This is a genomic window from Ningiella ruwaisensis (genome assembly GCF_004798935.1).
Lineage (GTDB): Bacteria > Pseudomonadota > Gammaproteobacteria > Enterobacterales > Alteromonadaceae > Glaciecola > Glaciecola ruwaisensis.
Window position 1 is genome coordinate 121329 of sequence record NZ_RAHT01000006.1, and the last position, 20064, is coordinate 141392.

Here is a 20064-nt window from a genome sequence, read left to right on the forward strand (position 1 = left end):
GTCAATTTAAGCAATAATGCATCACAGGCGTCGGGTTATTAGGCGCATCACGCTATTCAGAAAGTTGAAAAAGGAATTGTGGACGCTTTAGTGCGTTCGTTTTTAGCACAACAGGCTGTTTTAAGCTACTGCTTAATTATGAATAGTCAGTATGAAAAAATATGCAAATCACTTTTTACAGGCACACAATATGCGCACAATTTCCAATCCTTACTCATTTATACATAATTCCACGTCTATGAAATTTATCACCTTTTTATTACTTGCCGTCTTCGCTCAATCGCTATTGGCCAGCGATACTCGCTATCATGAGTACGAACAATCAATCGATGCGGCCAGCATTGTGATGGTTGAAAACATAAAACCTTCAGCGGATAACGGCTATATCTATTCTTTACGAATAGGCAAACAATCCATTCAATTTAAACTATTCATCAATGATGACCTGCAAAATAAGCTCGATGCCAATACCAATCTTCTGGTGCTAAAAGGTAACACTTTAGATAAACCCAACACGTGGGCGAGATTTGTCAATCAAAACGGAAAAATAAGTGGCGCATATTATGATGGCGAAAATTTTACCATCATCGAGGCAGCCTCCCGTTTAACAGACGTAAACATTGCTGCTATCACAGGCCTTAAAGGTGAATTAACGCAGGCTGATGATAGTCAAACGCTTGCCGTTAATTTTAATGCAATTGAACACAACGGCACTTGTGGTTTGAATACTCCTGCTGTTTTCGACGAATTTTCGGCTCATCAATCAAGCTTTGAACACTATTTAGGCCACTTACAGGCCATGACAGCAAATGCAACAGGTGAAATCAATATAACGCTAATTGCAGATACTGAATTTGTTAGCGCAAGTTCTGATGCCAGTACTGAAATGATTAATAATCTTAACGTAGCTGACGGCATATTTAGCGAACAACTTGGCGTTAGTATTAAGCTGTTTGACACAGTTGAATTAAGTAATAACGGAAGCCTTACAAGCAGCGACCCAATTACGCTGATTCAAAATTTAGTGAACGTGAATATTCCTAACCCAGGACTTAGGCATTTATTTACCGGCAAAAACCTGAACGGCTCAACCGTTGGCATTGCCTATGTAGGATCGCTTTGCGGACAGTTTTCGGTGGGAATTACGCAGCGCATTGGTGCACTGACCTCGATTGTATTTGCACACGAACTTGGCCATAACTTTGGTGCACCTCACGATAATCAAAGTGGTTCGGTTTGCGCCAGCACACCAAGCGGCTTTATTATGAACCCGAACGTAAACGGCGCGGGCGATGAATTTTCCAACTGCAGCGTAGACCAAATGCTTCCTTTTGTTGATGCAGCCACCAACGGTCCGTTTGCCTGCATAGAGCCTATAACGCCTGTGGTGCAAGCTCCTGTTATAATTTCAACGCCAAACCTGAGCGCAAGCGTAGGCAACGCCTATTCATATGACGCTGACAACACGGTTGAAGTTGAGGACAATATTGAAGTGAGCTTTAACCTGGATATTGCACCTGATGGCATGGAAATCAGCAATGAAGGTGAAATTATCTGGACACCAACCGAGGATGATCTTGGCACTGTAGCCGTGCAAATAAGCGTAACTAACGCAGGCGGAAGCGATACGCAATTTTTTGAAATTGAAGTGAGCAGCAACGCTATCGACTTTTCGCAGTATTCAATTGACAGCTTTGCAAGCAATCAGGATCAAAGCGGCGGTGTGGTAAACACTGACAATAACTTTGCTTTGGAGCTTGAGGGCAACACCTGGAAAAGCATTGCTTTTGATTATGCTGTTACCAGCAATACCATATTAGAATTTGATTACTCCAGCGATATTCAAGCTGAGATCCACGGTATTGGCTTTGATAATAAAAATGAAATTGACCGTTCACGCACCTTTAAATTGCACGGTAGCCAACGATGGGGAATTGAGGCAGCAAGCTACACCAATCTTGGCTCTGTTCAAAGCATCCGCATCCCGGTAGGACTTTATTTTACTGGCGAATTTGACCGCCTGGTGTTCATGGTAGATAACGATAGAAATATCTCGGGCGCCAACGCTCGCTTTTCGAATGTAAGAATTTATGAAGATGCAGAGCCTGGCTCACCTGCGCCAGACGTGGAGCCTGTAGATTTTAATACCGTGATAGTATCTCCTCACTTGCCAGATGAGCAAAATATAAGTGGCTCCGTTGAGATAATTGAAGATGGCGCTGCACTTTCGCTAAGAGGCAACTTATGGCAGAAACTGATATTTGACAATAGACAGGTAACGCCCGGCACAATTATCGAATTTGAGTTTAAAAGTGATGCTATTGGCGATATTCACGGCATCGGCATTTTACCGGGTAACACCCTAGAAAGAGACCGTTCATTTAAGCTCTATGGCACACAAACATGGGGTCGCAGTGACTTTAGTTACACGGCAGATGGTGAATACCAAAGATTTGTGATCCCCGTTGGTGCGTTTTTCACATCAAACAGCTTTGAACTGGTATTTATCAACGATCATGATGTAAACAATCCGGATGCCAACAGCGTGTTCAGAAATTTGAAGGTGTATGAGTAGAATACGCCATACCCGCTCCTATCGTCATTCCCGCGAAAGCGGGAACCTGTTTAAACGCGCCCCTATCCTCATCCCCGCGCAAGCGGGGACCTCTTTAAACGCGCAACCATCGTCATCCCCGCGCAAGCGGGGACCTCCTTAATTATGGTATGAACCGTTGCCAAAAAATAAGAGCAAAAAATAAGAGGGCGCTACTTCAACACTAGCTCAATGCCAATAGAAACGCATTGATTAATCGAATAATAGAGAAAAGCTACGTTGGAGTGTTCTTCCCCTCCCTCCCGCTTTTACATGGATAAAGTGATACTATACATTCTCACTTTCAAGATATTGCGAAAGATAAGCAAACGCATGATCAATAAACTTTCTAACAACCGGTCGTTGGTTATTTCGATGTGTAAATGCTATCGCCAAGTCTGCCGCTCTCGCATAATAGTCGGGTAGAATTGGCCGAAGTCTCTCTGAACCTTTACCTCGAGACACAAAATCGGGCAAAACTGCAATAAGATTACTGTTTTCCAAAGCGCTTTTGATAAGCCAAGGATTCATACAAACAATCTTGGCGTTTACAGTAAGCTCTAATTCATCAATGGAGTCATTAAACAGCTTGATACGGGTATTCTTGCTATCACCAGCGTAGAGCAGCGCGAATGGATGCGTTGCCAGTTCACTTGGATGTGTGACTACAAGTTTGTTTTCGATATCAACATATAGCTTTGTTCTGACCTGGGTTATTTTTTTCAAGATTACTGTATTGTGCTCAGTCGTACCTACTTTAAAACCTACATCGATTTGCTTGTTCGCATAGTCTGTTTGCTCATCACTGAGTATTATCTCAAATGTAACGTTTGGGTAATGTTTTATAAAATCAGAAATGAGCCCTCCCAATACTAGTTGCCCTAAAATTACAGGTGCTGTAACGCGAACATTGCCAGATATTGTATTCGTGTTTTCTGAAATATTCGAATTGAGCAGTTCTAATTCATCTAAAATACTGGTCGCGTGACGCAAGAAAATCTGTCCAATGTTAGTTACTTTTACACCTCGTGTATTACGGTGGAAAAGTAATGCCCCTGCTTTACCTTCAATTTCTTTTAGGCGTCGGCTGAGAGTAGCGATTGGCATCTTCAACTGTTTAGCTGCTGCTGTTATAGAGAGTGTACCTGCCAACACAACTATTATCTGAGCGTCGGAGAAGTTTGATAAAAGTGTTCCGTTTTTCACAATTATTATTTCCAGTTTTGCAGGGTACTGCTTTTTTTTTGCGATGATATGTTTACGTTATCTAACAAAAAAGGATGATAAATATATGACTTTACCCTCAAGTGAATTGACAGCTGAAAATTGCGTTTTTTTAATGATAGATCACCAATCTGGTTTATTTCAGTTTTTAACTTCGGTTGATCCCCTTCAACTGAAAAATAATATTTTAGGACATGCCAAAACTGCAAAAGCGTTTAATATTCCAGTTATTATGGGAACAAGCTGGCCAACAGGGCCGAACGGCCCTACGATGCCTGAGTTAACTGCTTTATTTCCCGACGTCGAAATTATTGATCGCCCATATGTAAATTTTTGGCGAGATGAAAAATCACGAAAGGCTGTTGAAGCGACAGGAAGAAAAAATTTAGTAATATCCGGATTGGCAACTGAAGTTTGCGCAGCATTCCCTGCCATTTCTGCATTAAGAGATGGTTACGAGGTCTATGTAGTTATAGATGCCTGCGCCGATTTTAATGAATTGATTACTCAAGTCACCATACAGCGATTAGCTTCTGCCGGTGCCATTGTAACAACTTGGGTGGCGGTATTAGCTGAACTAGCGGGAAACACAGAACAAAATGGTAAGCATATAGGTCAGTTACTAAGTGACCATGTTGGTCAGTATTACGCCGCCATGAATAGCTTTTTGGGGTCTGCGAAAAATGCTGAAAATGTTAAGAAAGCACTAGAATTTAATAAAATCCCTCCGATAAGTGCACCTGGATTATAAAGTTTGTAATTTATTGAAGACCCTTTACTAAATTTTGTTGTTAATAAAAATTCAAGGGTTGCTCTCTAACAAAGCGAGATAAACAATCGTTTAAAGCTGGTTAGGTATCTAGTAGTACTAATCAACCTCGTCGCAACTATCGATGACGATAGCAAAAGCTGGTGAAAGGACGATTTGCTTTACAAAAGTAAGCGTCCTTTCAGTTCTTTATGTATTCAGCAAACTGTCAGATGAGCGTGTGCAAGATATCGACATTTCGCGATAGCGTGTAAACTGACAAAAAAGTGCAGTAATTGAGAGACGAAAATCCGCTTGCTCTTAGCGGACTCCAAAACAGGAAAAAGTGGGGCACTACAGCGATCCTATTTTGCAATCGTGATGAATAGTAGACAGTTTCACCAATTGACAAAAGACTCGATGCGTTGCGCGCGACTTTAATCTATGTTTTACGGAAGCTTCTGATATTAAAAAGAGTTGACGCTATTTCAACAGCACCTCAACAGCGTGCTTGTCGTATTGATTTTGTGCATCACAAATGAGCTGTACTCTTTCGTCTATACAAAAACTTGCCAAATGCTTAATGCCCTCGTAGTACTGACAGCCTGCTATGTAGGTGCTCAAAATAGAATTGCGCCTAAGCCCGCTCAACGCTGTAGCAAACTATCAACGTATTGAGGTACTTTTTCTGAGGCCATGCCGTGGATGGCCAAATCAAAATCGCTGTATCTTTCGCTTGCTTCCAGGTTTATTTCAACGGTTTTTGCACCACATTCTTTTGCAAATGCAACGAAGCCCGCCGCCGGGTAGACTTTTCCAGAGGTACCAATCGAAATAAAGAGATCACAGTGAATCAATGCAGCTTCTATTTTATCCATATGATAGGGAATTTCGCCAAACCAGACGATATCTGGCCTTAATATATTTGGAGGTTGGCAGCAAGCGCAACGTGAATTGGCATCAAAAGGCGTATGCATTCTTATTGCCTCTTCGCTTTGCGCGCATTTAGCGCTTAGTAGCTCTCCATGCATATGAAGCACATTTTGGCTGCCTGCCCGCTCGTGTAAGTCATCCACATTTTGCGTCACCAAAGTGAAGTTGCCTGAACAGGCTTGTTCCAGGCGCGCAAGAGCATGGTGAGCTGCATTTGGCTGGATTTTATCCGACAATAATTGTGCTCGTCTTTGATTATAAAAGCGATACACTAACTCAGGATCGCGCGCAAAGCCTTCAGGTGTGGCCACGTCCTCAACACGATGATTTTCCCAGAGTCCGTTACTATCTCTAAACGTTGAAATACCGCTTTCTGCAGATACGCCAGCGCCAGTCAGTACTACTATATTCAAGATATTATTTATCCTTCTGCCTTATCTATATATTTCAAATGTGGATTCATGTAACAAAACTATGTCTAAAACATACGTAAACTGCGTGCGAATGTAAAACTTATCGCGAGAACCACTGGTCAATTTCGCGCGAAAATCATATCTAAACTATTGAAATAAAATAGCTAAATCATTTTCTGATTTTTCAAACACTAAACACCATCTGTTACATCCAATTATTCTGCTGCAACACCTTTTTTGCTTTTTTATACGACTATACACAGGCGACCTATCGTGTTTTTACACGTTTGCTTTGGCGCAGCTCTTATTTTTGAAAAGAGCATTCTTGATAAGAGCATTTTTAAAAAAGCAATTTGGAGATAAGCATGAAAAAGTTACACCTTAGCCTAGCAATGATTTTGATGAGCGCGAGTTTTGGAAGCCTGGCACTTGCAACGCCTATACAATTTGAAGCGGCTGACGACAGTTACGAAAGCCGACTATGTGTGGCTGTAACCAAAAAAGGAGCAGATTATCGAGTCCGGCAGTTAGTGAAACAAGCGACTTCATCAAGACTGATTACTCATAACTACCGAGAAGTTGTTAACAACATTAACTGTAATGGAATGAACATTGTCGATTTTGCAAGAGAAGTAGATAACCATGTTTTGGCAAATAAGCTCGATAGCTTCCGAGATAAGCGTCGCGCTAAATCAGGCAAAATTATTGATATTGTGGCGGCAAATTAAAGGTTGTCCATAAAGGATATAGCTTGATTAAAAACGGCCAACTTTTTAAGTTAGCCGTTTTCCTTTACTTTCGATATTTATTCTTTCTTGCGTCGAAAGTTACTGCGCTGAAAGTTACCGCGGTGAATATTACTGCGGTGAAAGCTCCCAAATAGTGACGCTACCTGAAACTTCATTGCCAATAACTAACAGTGCATTACCTGTTGGACTGGTATCAGCTTCTATAAAGGTCATTCCCTCTGGCGCTAAATCACCAGTAATATCAGCACCTTCGGCCACTCCGCGATTGTTGAAATAGCTCACAAACTGCACGTTGTAAGGGTTGGTAATGTCGTAGGTCATGACACCGCCCATGCGCTCTAATCCTACAAATGCATATTGGCGATCACCAATTTTACCTAAAGCGAGTGCTTCCGGCTCTGGCCCTTTCGCATCCGAACGGGTATCCCCTTCATTTTCGTCATTATTGTTGTTAAATAATGAACCGTAAATGGATGCTGTAATTCGCTCAAAATCATCCGCAGAGTCAAAAACAACCAGTCCATTTGTATCCCAAATAGTAAACGAACGCGCACCATATGTGTAAAGTTCACTGTAGGTGCCGCTACCGTCTGTTGAGCCGTCTGTTGCGCCTTTAAAAGTAGTAACCAATAAGCGACCGATGTCGTTGTCGTCGTTGTTCAAATAATCGAAATTGCTCGCAAGCGTCAGGTCTTCTGCACGAATTTCATCTATGAAAGCCAAACATCCATCATCTTCGTCATAATCAAGGCCACCTGCTGCTGTGCATGCCGCTTCATCTGCCACATCAAAAAAGTATTCACGGCCATCACCTTCATTGGCGGTGACAATAAAGTTCGCACCGTTCCATTGATAACTGTCTACGGTGTCAACCTGATACATGCCAAATAAGCCGGGATAACGTTGAAAATTTACGCCCCCGTCTCTATCGGAAGCATCCAGTTGAAGCTGTCCCCAATCCTTAAACCCTAAACCAATAACAGAAGAGAGTGTATTATTCGTTAAGTCGACGATTGCTAGCGCATTGGCTTCCTGAATAGATACAAAAGCAAGTGTGTCGTCTTCACTCACACCAACATATTCAGGCTCTAAATCTTTTGAGACGCTTGCTTCATATAAATTACCGTTGATAGTTCGACCGTCAGGATTAGCAAAAATGGCTCCTTGTGATTCAAGGCCTGACTGCTCAATTCCCGCAAAGGTTAATTCGATATGTGTATCAGCCGGAACGCCATCAGTTAGCTCGATGATTGAAATAGAGCCTTCTGGGTCAACGCTGTAATCTCCGGCAGGTTCGCCCTCATTTGCAACAATGGCTTTTGCGCCATCATGAGTAAATGCAACGCTGTCAGGTAAAAATCCAACTTGTACATTTTTAATAAATACAGGCTGGGCACCTGAAACATCGTAAAAGGCAATACTGCCCCGCTCGCCGGTTGTTTCAGCAGCAACAGCTACAGCCAGCACATCATTATTGTTATCAAAAGCAATGCTGTTAGCCTCACCACTTAATCCGCTAGTGGCATTGACATCAAGCGTTATGGCTGGGTCAAGATTTGTATTATTGATTACGCCCACTGCATCAGCACTTAATGCGGCTGCATCTAAACTGTTGATATCCATTATTTCAACAACTACAGGACTCGTAGAGCTATTTACTGCGTATACCCACCCTTTACTGGACTGATAGGCAACAATTTCTGCAGCACCCTCTGGATCTTCAGGATTAAGAACGGCTCTGCCTAACAAAGTCGCGTTAAGTGTAGTCGGAGCATCTGCGCCGTCCGCTCCGTCTGCGCCAGCATTTCCAGGTGCGCCCGGTGAACCTGCTGGGCCGGCCGGACCGGTCTCACCATCATCTCCTTCTAAAAAACAGCCAGATAAACTAAGACTAAAGGCACTTACAACAGCTAATAACAACAATTTTTTCTTCAACATTCGTCTTCCCATCAGTGTTTGAACAAGTTATTTTCATGCACAAGACTGCATCAGGAATGTGACGAAGACGTGAAAAATTTATGACCGGTTTATGACCGGTTTTTGACAGTACCGTTACAAAACGGGGCTGAAATATCCTTATTAATTCAAACGCTGTCAGGCAAAGCTGGTACTTATCAGAATGTAGTTGTAAACAATAAAACAAACTAACAAGGCTGCACCCTCAAGTCGGCTTACTTTTCCCGGGCCCTTTATTCCCAAACAAAAGACAAGTAAAGCCAGCGTTACTGCAAGGGAAAGGAATGCATCTCGATACAAAAACATATTGTCGATTGGGATCGCGCCTAAGCTACCGGCGATGCCAACAACGGCAAGCGTATTGAAGAGATTTGAACCAACTACGTTACCAATAGCCATTTCATGCTCGCCCTTTTTCACAGCAATGATTGACGAAATCAGCTCAGGTAACGAAGTTCCTATACCAATAATGGTTAAGCCAATAATCACATCGCTTACATTAAAATACTGCGCGACCTCGACGGCTCCCCACACCAGTACTCTGGAAGAAATAATCAGAATAATAACGCCAAACACTAACCACATAATGTGCTTTGCCAGCCCAGACGAGACTTTTTCTTCGTGAGGATTAATTTCAATCGCAACATCGTCAGCCAAAGCATCTTTTGTTGTGCCGCGTAATTGCCAAATACTCCAGGCGACTAGCAAAATAAATATACCTAACAAAGTAAAGGCATCGTCTCGAGACAGCTCCAAATCAAATAACTGCCAGATAGCCAGAAAAGTCACGCCTAGCAAAATAGGAAACTCTTTTTTTAACACTTCAGATTTAACCATGATGGGGCTAAGTAAGGCAGTCGCACCTACTACAAGTGTAATGTTAGTGATGTTAGATCCGTATACGTTTCCAAGCGCAAGCCCTCCGTTGCCCTGCATTGCTGCAAAAAACGATACAATAATCTCAGGGGCAGAAGTGCCAAACCCGATAATAAACATCCCGATAAAAAGAGGCGATATTCCAAAATAACCTGCCGTGAATGACGCGCCGTGAATGAAGCGCTCAGCACTCCATACTAAGATAGGAAGGCCCAGAACAATGGCCAATGTGGCTAATAACATATAGTGATTTAACTGCCTCTAAATAAGTTCAAGTAGACTACAAGTGTAGTACACAAATACTGCCTGAGTGATAAACAAATATAGATACAAATTAATTTTTATAAATGTGCCCTAAAAAAGGTATCTACGTCAGCGGCAACCGGTAAACCAGAAGGATTCGCCCAACTGAACGCGCCAACAGTAGCAGTGTGCCCGCCCGAATCATAAATAATCGTTTCAACTCTTCCATTGGCTTTTTCAATACCGGCTTTCAGTAATTCCAGGTTGCGAATATGCACTGTTGAGTCATTTTCAGTATAGATAAGTAACATAGGCGGTTCGCTACCGTCGATAAACGTCGTGACCTGCATATTCGGATAATTACTTGGAGGACCGAACATATCTTTAAGCTCTGGCGCTTCGGGCTCAAAATCATAGGGGCCTGCCATGCCCGCAAAGGCGTTAATAATATCGGGGGTTTTATCGAATGCTGCCAGATACGCCTGATTGGCCACAACCATCGCCCCCATATGCGCACCAGACGAATGCCCTAATACGAATAAATCATTGGAACCCTGATAATCGGCGATATTATCATCAACCCATGCGATAGCTTGCGCCGAATCTTCGATAAAGGTCGGGAACTTCACCTGCGGATATAAGCGGGTGTTTGGGATAACTGCGATATAACCTAAATCAGCTAGCCGCATGCCTACAAACTCGTATTGTCCTTTGTTACCCGTTGTCCATCGACCTCCATGAAAAAACACAACAACGGGCAATCGTAGAGCGTTTGAAGCGTCACTAAGTTGTGCTGGCAGATAAATATCAAGTTTTTGCGACGGCAATTCCCCGTAGGCAATATCGCGCTTAATTTCGCCTTCAAACACATACTTTGGTGCATTCGCGGCAGTGAGCAAAAGCTTTGTACAGCCTTGTAATAAAAAAGAAAAGATAAGAATCGTCAATAATCGGTACATAAAGCTTATACAAGGCCATCAGGTAATTGGTTCATAAATCAAAAGCGGTAGATATTGCTTTCAATACATCGAAAATAACGAACGAATGCTTAGATCTAATACGTTTATGCTGAATTATCGAGTTGGTGCTAATCTTCGTTATCAGACAATAGTTTATTACATGCTTTAAAGCGATTTCGCTTACTACAAGCATCAAAATCGCCAAGAATATTTGAAGCATGCATGTCTTTAAGGCGAATTATGCTTGATATCATTCACCAGTCTTCATTCATCGAAATAACGGCTTTATTGGCCTTAACCGCTATTGCAGGCTTTATTGGAAGTTTTTTACGCCAGCCGCTCATTGTCAGCTTTATTTTAGTGGGTTTAATTGCAGGCCCGTCGGTATTAGATATTGTTCATTCTAAAGAAAAGATTGCCTTATTGTCTGAGCTGGGGATCGCCTTACTGTTGTTTTTAGTCGGCATAAAGCTTGACGTAAAACTGATTCGCTCTATAGGTCCGGTGTCTTTAATGACGGGTTTGGGACAGGTGATTTTTACCTCACTTGTTGGTTATCTCATTGGTTTAGCACTAGGCCTTGACCATATAACAAGCATCTATGTTGCCGTTGCGTTGACCTTTTCGTCCACCATCATTATCGTAAAACTACTTTCAGATAAACGAGAAATTGATTCGCTGCATGGACAAATAGCACTTGGTTTTTTGATTGTGCAAGATTTAGTTGTTGTGTTTTCAATGATTGTGCTTGCTACTATTGGAATGGGCAACGAAAGTGGCAACGCAGGCATTGGTGTTATCATTCAGGTGATATTATCTGGCTTGGCCTTAGTAGCATTCGTCATGTTTTTTATCAAATATTTAGCCAATCCGTTTACTGCGAAACTGGCCAAAGCACCTGAGTTATTAGTCATTTGCTCGCTTGCATTAGCAACATTGTTTGCATCTGCAGGAACACTCGTTGGTTTGGGAAAAGAATTAGGTGGCCTGCTTGCCGGTGTTGCCTTGGCCTCTACTCCTATCAAAGAAAGCATTGCCTCAAGAATGGCGCCTTTACGAGATTTCTTACTGCTGTTTTTCTTTATCGCTTTGGGTGCTACGCTAGATCTAAGCCTGCTTGGGAACTATCTGTTTGAGGCGATTGTATTTTCACTGTTCGTACTAATTGGCAATCCTCTGATTGTTCTGATTATTATGGGCGCCCTGGGTTATCGCAAACGCACGGGATTTTTAGCCGGTTTAACCGTAGCTCAAATAAGCGAATTTTCGCTTATTTTTGTCGCCATGGGGGTCACTATTGGACATGTTGCTCCAGAAGTAGCCGGTTTAGTGACGCTGGTTGGCATTATCACCATTGCCAGTTCTACTTATATGATCACCTATTCTCACACGCTATACCGTATTTTTGAGCCAGCCTTAGACAGGTTTGAAAGAAAAGAGCCGACAAGAGAGCTTTCTACATCACCGTTTAAAGAGGGCGAGCGCTTTGATTTGGTGATGTTTGGACTGGGCCGCTTTGGTAGTTCAGTGGCGAAACAATTATCTAGAAAAGGCTTGTCAATTTTAGCTATCGATTTTAATCCTGATGTGGTGGAAGCACACCGAAAAAAAGGCATGAAAGTCAGCTTTGGAGACGCAACGGATGCAGATTTTGTATCTGAACTGCCTCTAGCTAAGGCAAAATGGGTGGTTTCGACAATTCCTACTCACCATTTAGGATTGGTGATCGACGACACTCGCAAAACTATTGTGCAATTAAGCAAAGCAGCAGGCTTTGAAGGAAAGTTTGCGGTGGTTTCGCACTCTGATAATGAAGCGATGGCGCTCAAACATGCTGGGATTGACTTAGTGTTAAAACCCTATACCGATGCAGCAACACGCGCTTGTGAGCTGTTAATAAACCGCTTTGAAGCTTCTAAAACCGAATCATAAGGAAATTCCAATGCGTCACTTTAAACATGCGCTTTTTGTTTTAGATAAACACTTACCTAAAACCTCAGCCGCCCTTAAAACCGCCATTGAGTATGCTCAAAAGCATAGTACCGCCTTAAGCTTTATTTGTGTGCTTCCCGATTTAGCACCACTGCATTACAGCAACTCATCAGAAACCTTACACTCGATAAAGCAGACTTTACTTGATGCGACTCGCAAGCGTGCACTAGAACAATTGACATGTTTAGGAGCGGAAATTGACGGCAGAGCCATCGAACTTGATGTGTTGTTTGGAAAAGAATATATCGAAGTCAGCAAAGCGGTTTTGAAAAAACAACACGACCTGGTGATAAAACAAGTGTCGGATCCATCCTGGCTTGACTCAGTGCTAGGAAGCAATGATTTACATCTTCTAAGAAAGTGTCCGTGTGCAATTTGGCTAATTGATGCAAAACACAATGCGCCTTTTTCAAACGTTGTGGCAGCGATTGATTTTTCTGACGATGATACTGAAAGCGCGCTAAACATAAACATCGCCAGCCATGCCGCAAGTTTTTGTGACAGCGATAGTACCCAAATGCATGTGCTATCAGTGTGTGACGGTTCGTTAAGTGACTTTGCCAGTTTGTGGGCAAATGATCCAAATAAATTTGAGCGGGAATATTTAGAAGAAGAAGAGCGGCGCCGGTCTTTTTCAGCCTCGTTCTTGGTCAAGCAACTTTCAAAGCGAGATGATTTGCAAGGATTTAGACCAAACAAGGTACGTCAGCATATTTTAAAGGGACACGCAGAAACGCTCATCCCTGAAACCTTGAAAACGCTTAATGCTGATTTACTAGTGATGGGCACCATCGCGCGGGGTGGCGTTTCTGGTATGTTAATTGGAAACACGGCAGAAGCCATTCTGCTTCAATTGCCCTGCTCTGTGCTGGCATTAAAGCCTACAAACTTTATTACACCTATTGCAACAACGGATTAGGCACGCATTCATTCTTGGATTAAAACTATTTAGCAGGAACACATCATGAAAGATGAAGATAATCATTTGAGCAATCAGGGCGACTGGTTAATCTGCCGCTTAAACAGCGTAATCCGTCAAGTAATTAGAGTGCTTGCCGTACTTATGGTGATTGTGATTATTTTATGTGTGGCCGATGTGGTTTGGGTGCTGTATAAAAAAATGACGACTCCACCATTGTATTTGTTGGATCTTAACGACATCTTCACCGTTTTTGCGGCATTTCTGGCAGTACTGATTGCAATAGAAATCTTTGCCAACATCACGCTTTATCTGCGCGATGATGTTATCCATATTCGACTGGTCATTGCCACCGCACTTATGGCCATTGCCAGAAAAGTAATTGTGCTTGACTATTCAACCGTTGAACCGCAGTACGTTTATGCAACCGGCGTTGTGGTGCTTGCCCTGGGTATCACTTACTTTTTGGTGTCTAAACAGGCTAGGACTTAAGTGAGGCGATTACTCTTATGATAAAAGACTTATCGTTAGCAACGATTATGATTATGAACCACAATATGGAATATTAACTAACTATTGATTAAGCGAGTTTTCAAAAAGGATGAAACGATGTCAGATCCAAAAACAGTCATGATCACAGGCGCAGGCTCCGGTATCGGTAAAGCGACTGCTGAACGCTTTTATCAGGAAGGTTTTAATGTTGCCTTACTTGGCCGTACGCTTGATAAACTTCAAGCCGTTGCTGAATCTTGGGATAGCGAGCGTTACAAATGCATTAAGTGTGATGTTAGCGAGCAACAAGATATCAAAAATGCGGTAAATAAAGTGATCAATAATTTTTCGCGTCTTGACGTTCTTGTAAATAATGCGGGCGTTGCAAACATGGCACCTATTGATGAATTTGAAGTGGATGAGTGGGAGCGCATTCAAACCATCAATTCAACTGGAGTATTTTTGAGCATCAAACAAGCCTTTGAGCACTTAAAAGCAGTAAAGGGCAATGTGATCAATGTTTCATCGGTTTCAGGCATTCGAGGCGACTGGGGCGGATTTGCCTACAATGCCTCAAAAGGCGCAGTAAGTAATCTTACCCGCGCGCTTGCGCTGGATTTTGGTAAAGAGGGTATGCGGATTAATGCCGTCGCGCCAAGTTTAACGCGAACAGAAATGGCCCAGGGTATTTTTGACGATGAACAAAAATACGCTAAATTTTGCGAACGTATTCCGATGGGTCGCGGTGCAGAGCCCGAAGAAATTGCAGATGTGATTTATTTTTTAAGTAGTGATGAAGCCCGCTTTGTGAATGGTGTTGTTTTGCCGGTTGACGGCGGCTTAAGTGCGTCTAATGGCCAGCCGCCTTTAATAACTGGTTCAGGTTAAAACCCTAAGAACAAGTTAAAACCTAAAATACCATCTTAATTAAATATGCATGCCAAAAATTTAAAGCTGAAATGCAAAGAGATTTATTTTTCGAAAGATAATTAAAATTAACAATAGAGAACTTAACGTAAGCACAAACGACACTTAATGGTTGAAAAATTGTTAAAAATTTGACAATAATTGGTTATACCGAATTTATAATTGGTCAGTCAGATGGTGATGCGGGCCAAATTAAAAGGAATAACTGTGTCTCAGACCTTATATGGAATAATAGCCCTTTCGCCTATTCTGCTCTCAGGACTATTATTGATTGGTTTAAGAATGCCTGCGAAAACAGCCATGCCAATCGTTTTAGTGTTAACAGTCGGCATTGCTCTTCAGGTTTGGGATATGAGTCTGTCTCGTATCATCGCATCAAGCCTACAAGGCTTAGTGATTACAAGCTCAGTCCTTTGGATAATTTTTGGAGCGATTTTTCTACTTTTTACTCTTAAACACACCGGTGCTATTGGTGTAATCAGACACGGGTTCATCGCCATCTCTCCTGATAGACGCGTTCAAGCAATCATCATAGCGTGGTGTTTTGGCACCTTTATCGAGGGAGCTTCAGGCTTTGGTACACCCGCAGCAGTAGTTGGTCCATTGCTTGTTGCAATAGGATTTCCTGCCTTAAGTGCAGTTATGTTAGGCATGTTAATTCAAAGTACGCCGGTCAGTTTTGGAGCGGTAGGTACGCCTATTGTTATTGGAGTAAACAATGGATTGGATGCTGCCAGCATTTCTATCGAGTTAAGTAAGGTTGCATGGAGTTGGGAACAATTTGTGATGCTTATCACGCATCATGTTGCTGTCATTCATGCAATCGTCGGTATTCCAATTCCACTCATAATGGTGATGCTGCTTACACGATATTTTGGGAAAAATAAAAGTTGGAGAGAAGGACTGGCAATTGTACCTTTCGCCATCTTTGCTGGATTAGCATTCACGGTTCCATATGCTATCACGGGCATTTTACTCGGTCCTGAGTTTCCCTCATTATTGGGCGGTCTGGCCAGCATGCTAATTGTTTTAACTGCTGCAAAACATGGTTTTTTAATGCCAAAAAATCATTGGGATTTTGCTCCGTCAGACAAATGGCCCCAGCACTGGTTAGGCACTCTAAGAGCAGAAAGGTCGCAAACTAATAAGCAAGTTCTGAACATGTCTATTTCAGTTGCATGGGCGCCCTATTTGCTTATGGCTGCACTACTGGTGCTGTCGAGGACAATACCTGAACTAAAAAGCAGTTTAAACGCGATTTCTATCTCGTTTACCGACATATTGGGAGAAGCCAATATAAATGCTTCGTTTGCCCCTTTGTTTTTACCAGGAGGGATTTTGATTGGTTGTGCACTTATTGCTGCTGCAACACAAGCGTCGAAATCTTCCAGTATCCTTACCAAGTCATTTAAAGACTCTGGCATAACAACGCTTAAAGCTGGCTTTGTTTTGGTGTTTACCATTCCTATGGTACGCATCTTTATAAACTCTGGCGTCAATCTTTCTGATTTACCCAGCATGCCCGTGGCAAGTGCTGAATTATTTGTCAACATTTTCGGAAGCGCATTCCCACTTATATCACCTACTATAGGCGCTTTGGGCGCCTTTATTGCTGGTAGTAATACAGTGTCGAATCTTATGTTTGCTCAATTCCAATTTGAGGTAGCAATGAACTTAGGTGTATCACCAGCACTAATTGTGGCGACTCAGGCAGTTGGCGCAGCCGCTGGTAATATGATTGCGATCCATAATGTCGTCGCAGCCTCAGCAGTTGTCGGGCTTTTAGACAAAGAGGGTGAAACGCTTAAGCGCACGATCCTACCAATGTTTTACTACGTGCTCGCAGTCGGTACTCTTGCGATGATAGGGATACACATTTTAAAGATATTTGATCCATTGATTAAAGTTTCATAAATAAGGCAATCGTATTACTGATAGTTGTTGATTAAGAACAAGACTCTTGAAAAAAATCATTCTTGAAACAAAGCATTCTTGAAATAAAGCATTCAAATGAAGTACTAGGCAAGACTATTTATCTTTGGACACTAGGGGGGGGGGTGAAACCTAACCCTCTATTAGTTTTTAGAATATTGAAAACACTTTGATCGTAATCTTGACAGACATGCCATCTCCATCTATATTACACATTCACTTCGACCTATATGACCAATATTTTATACATCAAACGGATAAACAATTTATTAATTGGCTCAAGATTTCTATTGGTTTCGTTTGCAATAATATTCTGGCATTAGTTAAAACATTGAGGTCAAAAATGCATCGCGGTATCAAAGAGTCTTGCCAAATAATTTCATTGACGCTTATATTCTCATGTCTTTATTGCGCTAATATTTTGGCTAAAGAGTCACCTGAGCAGAGTCCAAACGTTGTTCTTATCCTCGCAGATGATTTAGGTTGGTCAGATTTAGGCAGTTATGGCAGTGAAATAAATACACCCGTGCTTGATGAACTCGCTGATAATGGCATGCGTTTCACCCAATTTACAAACACCTCAAAGTGTTTTCCAACCAGAGCCTCTCTTTTAACCGGTCAGTATGCGCAAAGTGTCGGCGCCAGTAAAACGTGGAGACAGCCTTGGGTTAATAGCCTTACTTTAGGTGATGTTTTTAGAAACGCCGGTTACACCACACTTTTTGTAGGTAAACATCACGGCGTTGACCATCCAATGGATTTAGGATTTGACCATTACTGGGGATTATTTGCAGGAGCGGCGAATTATTTTAATCCTGGCTATCAGCGTCCAGAAGAGGCGCTCCCTGCACAAAAACGTCCCCTGGAACGTCCCTATTGTTTTGACCGAAAGTGTTTTGCCCCTTTTACCCCTGAGAAAGGTTTTTATGCAACTGATGAATTTACCGATTGGTCTATTGCTTTAACGCAAACGAGTATAGAAAAGCAGCAGCCCTTCTTTTTGTATCTGAGCTATACAGCGCCTCATGACCCGCTACATATACCAGATGAAGACAGAGACATGTACAGTGGCGTTTATGACATGGGTTATGCACCCATTCGTCAAAAAAGAATCGAGCGTATTAAATCGCTAGGGCTTATCGATGAAAATGCACCGGTATCTGATGCTATTTATCGAGACTGGTCTTCACTATCTGACAAGCAGCGAGCAGATGAAATTGCTCGTCAGGAAGTATTCGCAGCAATGACCACCCGCCTTGATAAGCAAATCGGCCGTTTGCTTGATCACCTGGCCAAACATGATCAGCTAGACAATACCCTGATCCTCTTTTTATCAGACAATGGCAGTTCGGCTGAAGAAGTTGACATAGGCGAAGGTAAAATCGGTCAAATCGATCGCTGGGCAAGTTTAAACGGCGATTGGGCAAATGTTGGAAATACACCCTTTAAACAAGCAAAAAACTCAAGTTATGGCGGCGGTGTAAATACGCCTTTTATTGTGCGATTGCCAAAAAGTATGATTACGCAGTCGACTGATAACTCACAGCAAAATGAAGAAAAAGACGCAGCTAAAAACAAAGGAAGAATAGTTCGATATCCTGCTCACGTAAAAGACATTTTACCTACCATGCTTGCGTTCGTAGACAATTCATATCCAAAGCAAATCAGAAACGAACCTACTATCGCGCCAGCTGGTGAGTCTCTGTTGAAGCGTTTTACTAATCATGAACTAGACGAAGATCAGACACGAAACACCCCCATATTTTACCAATGGCAAAATCAACGAGCCGTGCGCTACGGTAAATGGCGATTGGTGGGGCAAAGAGACAAGGAAGATCAACAGTGGCAATACAGCCTTTATGATGTGGTTGATGATATCGCTGAAACAACAGATATCAGCCAACAATTTCCAAAGGAATTGGAGCAACTTATAGATATGCTTGATGCCTGGGAGAGTCGCACTTACGCAGAATTTGATGCGGCCAAGCAACGTCGCGAGCAAATGTAAAGGTACTAAATAATAAGACTATTGAGTACTTGATTATTGAGTAACGCGATTATTGAGTAAAGAATAATGCGTGATAAGAAATAAGTGCGCTATTTAATTTAAATCGTTTTTAAGGAGACTCCATGTCTGAACATATTACCCACGTGGCAGTTTATGAAGATGCTATGCGGCTGATAAAACTCGCTGAGGATAGATTTCCTAAACGCTTTACGCAATGCTTATCGCGTGCATATGATTCAGGATTGTTATGTTCTGCCATGCGTGGCGGTCGTTTCTTTATTGTGACTTTGTTACTGGAACAAAGAGCCATAGACTTTGAAAACGCAAGCATAAAAGATGATGAAAGACTCGCAGCGAGTCTTGGCGCAATCGGTCATAGAGCGGCTGACAACACTTTTAAGCCTATGTTTCAAGCGGTTGCAAGCGACGAAAATCCTCATTTTTATGAACAAGAAGCGCAGACTTTCCACGATGCTATCACCTTTGAAAAGGTTTACGATAATGGTAAAAGACCAAGCGTATCACCCTTTCAAGACTTTAATCCTTCAACTTTAAGTTACCACCTTGAAAATTTAAAAGGCATCGAAGCAATACAAGCTGAGCCGTTTGAAAAGCTTGTGACTTACGCTTATCTAGACGACTTTGCCACTGTTAGGCACATAGACACTAGCGGATTAGACGCGCAAAGTATGGCTGATAAAATCATCGAAAACGTACAATCTCCTTACGAACCATTGCCATGGTATGTGCAAGCTAATCAAAATCCGGATCCGGTCAAACTGCAAAAATATATAACTAAACCCAACATGTATAACGAAGAAGATTTAATCATAAGATTAGTCCGGGAACAGCAAATCAACGGTAGCATTGCGACTGAAAGTAGGTTTGACGAAGCAGTTAAGCTGGCCACTGATGAGGAAAATCCGCAAAGTGGCTACGCAAGAGCTTTGGGGCTTGCCTGGGAATATTTGCGTGTAGCCGCAGATACCTTTGATGGCAGGCTTTCAGAAAATGAAGCATACAAAGGTTTTAGAATTTCGAATAAACAAAAAGCGCAAATACGCGCTCGTTTCGTCGCATGAGTAAACGTTGCATAAGTA

The 20064-nt window shown here is 42.2% G+C and carries 16 protein-coding genes; 10 read left to right on the plus strand and 6 right to left on the minus strand.

The window, feature by feature from the left end:
• Positions 1-190 precede the first annotated feature (190 nt).
• A complete protein-coding gene (locus D6V41_RS13170) occupies positions 191-2575 on the plus strand; it encodes a M12 family metallo-peptidase (protein ID WP_206663263.1) in 2385 nt (794 codons plus the stop codon).
• Between the two features lie 306 nt (positions 2576-2881).
• On the opposite strand, the gene D6V41_RS13175 is transcribed toward D6V41_RS13170, so the two are convergent.
• Positions 2882-3799: a LysR family transcriptional regulator gene (locus D6V41_RS13175; RefSeq protein ID WP_136251995.1), complete on the minus strand. Its 918-nt coding sequence runs from the start codon at positions 3797-3799 to the stop codon at positions 2882-2884.
• Positions 3800-3884: 85 nt separating this feature from the next.
• On the opposite strand from D6V41_RS13175, the gene D6V41_RS13180 reads away from it, so the two are divergent.
• A complete protein-coding gene (locus D6V41_RS13180) occupies positions 3885-4568 on the plus strand; it encodes a hydrolase (protein WP_168711034.1) in 684 nt (227 codons plus the stop codon).
• Between the two features lie 480 nt (positions 4569-5048).
• On the opposite strand, the gene D6V41_RS18190 is transcribed toward D6V41_RS13180, so the two are convergent.
• Both D6V41_RS18190 and cobB read right to left on the minus strand, forming a co-directional pair.
• Complete coding sequence (locus D6V41_RS18190) at positions 5049-5189, minus strand: hypothetical protein (RefSeq protein WP_168711035.1); 141 nt, start codon at positions 5187-5189, stop codon at positions 5049-5051.
• A gap of 23 nt (positions 5190-5212) precedes the next feature.
• Positions 5213-5911, minus strand: coding sequence for a Sir2 family NAD+-dependent deacetylase (gene cobB, locus D6V41_RS13185; protein WP_241664544.1), 699 nt, complete (start codon positions 5909-5911; stop codon positions 5213-5215).
• A 365-nt stretch (positions 5912-6276) separates the two neighbouring features.
• Here cobB and D6V41_RS13190 point away from each other — a divergent pair, with 365 nt between their 5' ends.
• Positions 6277-6639: a DUF3718 domain-containing protein gene (locus tag D6V41_RS13190; protein WP_136251998.1), complete on the plus strand. Its 363-nt coding sequence runs from the start codon at positions 6277-6279 to the stop codon at positions 6637-6639.
• Positions 6640-6768: 129 nt separating this feature from the next.
• On the opposite strand, the gene D6V41_RS13195 is transcribed toward D6V41_RS13190, so the two are convergent.
• The 3 genes from D6V41_RS13195 to D6V41_RS13205 all read right to left on the minus strand — a co-directional run bounded on the left by D6V41_RS13195 (position 6769) and on the right by D6V41_RS13205 (position 10634).
• Positions 6769-8598, minus strand: coding sequence for a choice-of-anchor I family protein (locus D6V41_RS13195; RefSeq protein WP_136251999.1), 1830 nt, complete (start codon positions 8596-8598; stop codon positions 6769-6771).
• A 156-nt stretch (positions 8599-8754) separates the two neighbouring features.
• On the minus strand, positions 8755-9735 hold the full coding sequence (locus D6V41_RS13200) for a calcium/sodium antiporter (protein ID WP_136252000.1): 981 nt from the start codon (positions 9733-9735) through the stop codon (positions 8755-8757).
• 98 nt (positions 9736-9833) lie between these two features.
• Entirely contained in the window at positions 9834-10634 is an 801-nt protein-coding gene (locus D6V41_RS13205; RefSeq protein WP_241664545.1) for an alpha/beta hydrolase, read from the minus strand.
• 300 nt (positions 10635-10934) lie between these two features.
• Between D6V41_RS13205 and D6V41_RS13210 the strand changes: the two genes are divergently transcribed.
• From D6V41_RS13210 to D6V41_RS18385, 7 genes are all read left to right on the plus strand, one after another.
• Complete coding sequence (locus tag D6V41_RS13210) at positions 10935-12626, plus strand: cation:proton antiporter (RefSeq protein ID WP_136252002.1); 1692 nt, start codon at positions 10935-10937, stop codon at positions 12624-12626.
• A gap of 10 nt (positions 12627-12636) precedes the next feature.
• Complete coding sequence (locus tag D6V41_RS13215) at positions 12637-13605, plus strand: universal stress protein (RefSeq protein WP_136252003.1); 969 nt, start codon at positions 12637-12639, stop codon at positions 13603-13605.
• Between the two features lie 45 nt (positions 13606-13650).
• On the plus strand, positions 13651-14097 hold the full coding sequence (locus tag D6V41_RS13220; protein ID WP_136252004.1) for a phosphate-starvation-inducible PsiE family protein: 447 nt from the start codon (positions 13651-13653) through the stop codon (positions 14095-14097).
• Between the two features lie 117 nt (positions 14098-14214).
• Complete coding sequence (gene budC, locus D6V41_RS13225; RefSeq protein WP_136252005.1) at positions 14215-14985, plus strand: meso-2,3-butanediol dehydrogenase; 771 nt, start codon at positions 14215-14217, stop codon at positions 14983-14985.
• Positions 14986-15231: 246 nt separating this feature from the next.
• On the plus strand, positions 15232-16938 hold the full coding sequence (locus tag D6V41_RS13230; RefSeq protein ID WP_136252006.1) for an L-lactate permease: 1707 nt from the start codon (positions 15232-15234) through the stop codon (positions 16936-16938).
• A gap of 439 nt (positions 16939-17377) precedes the next feature.
• Positions 17378-18964 (plus strand): sulfatase-like hydrolase/transferase, encoded by a 1587-nt coding sequence (locus D6V41_RS13235; protein WP_168711036.1) that lies wholly within the window; start codon positions 17378-17380, stop codon positions 18962-18964.
• A gap of 122 nt (positions 18965-19086) precedes the next feature.
• The gene (locus tag D6V41_RS18385) at positions 19087-20046 is read left to right on the plus strand and encodes a hypothetical protein (RefSeq protein WP_241664546.1); all 960 of its coding nucleotides are present in this window, start codon (positions 19087-19089) and stop codon (positions 20044-20046) included.
• Positions 20047-20064 lie beyond the last annotated feature (18 nt).

What these genes read in the sequence shown, in the direction of transcription:
- D6V41_RS13215 (WP_136252003.1), top strand. Translation starts at nt 12,637, where the DNA reads ATGCGTCACTTTAAACATGCGCTTTTTGTTTTAGATAAACACTTACCT.
- D6V41_RS13195 (WP_136251999.1), bottom strand. Translation starts at nt 8,598, where the DNA reads ATGTTGAAGAAAAAATTGTTGTTATTAGCTGTTGTAAGTGCCTTTAGT.
- budC (WP_136252005.1), top strand. Translation starts at nt 14,215, where the DNA reads ATGTCAGATCCAAAAACAGTCATGATCACAGGCGCAGGCTCCGGTATC.
- D6V41_RS18385 (WP_241664546.1), top strand. Translation starts at nt 19,087, where the DNA reads ATGTCTGAACATATTACCCACGTGGCAGTTTATGAAGATGCTATGCGG.
- D6V41_RS13210 (WP_136252002.1), top strand. Translation starts at nt 10,935, where the DNA reads ATGCTTGATATCATTCACCAGTCTTCATTCATCGAAATAACGGCTTTA.
- D6V41_RS13220 (WP_136252004.1), top strand. Translation starts at nt 13,651, where the DNA reads ATGAAAGATGAAGATAATCATTTGAGCAATCAGGGCGACTGGTTAATC.
- D6V41_RS13200 (WP_136252000.1), bottom strand. Translation starts at nt 9,735, where the DNA reads ATGTTATTAGCCACATTGGCCATTGTTCTGGGCCTTCCTATCTTAGTA.
- D6V41_RS13180 (WP_168711034.1), top strand. Translation starts at nt 3,885, where the DNA reads ATGACTTTACCCTCAAGTGAATTGACAGCTGAAAATTGCGTTTTTTTA.
- D6V41_RS13190 (WP_136251998.1), top strand. Translation starts at nt 6,277, where the DNA reads ATGAAAAAGTTACACCTTAGCCTAGCAATGATTTTGATGAGCGCGAGT.
- D6V41_RS13170 (WP_206663263.1), top strand. Translation starts at nt 191, where the DNA reads ATGCGCACAATTTCCAATCCTTACTCATTTATACATAATTCCACGTCT.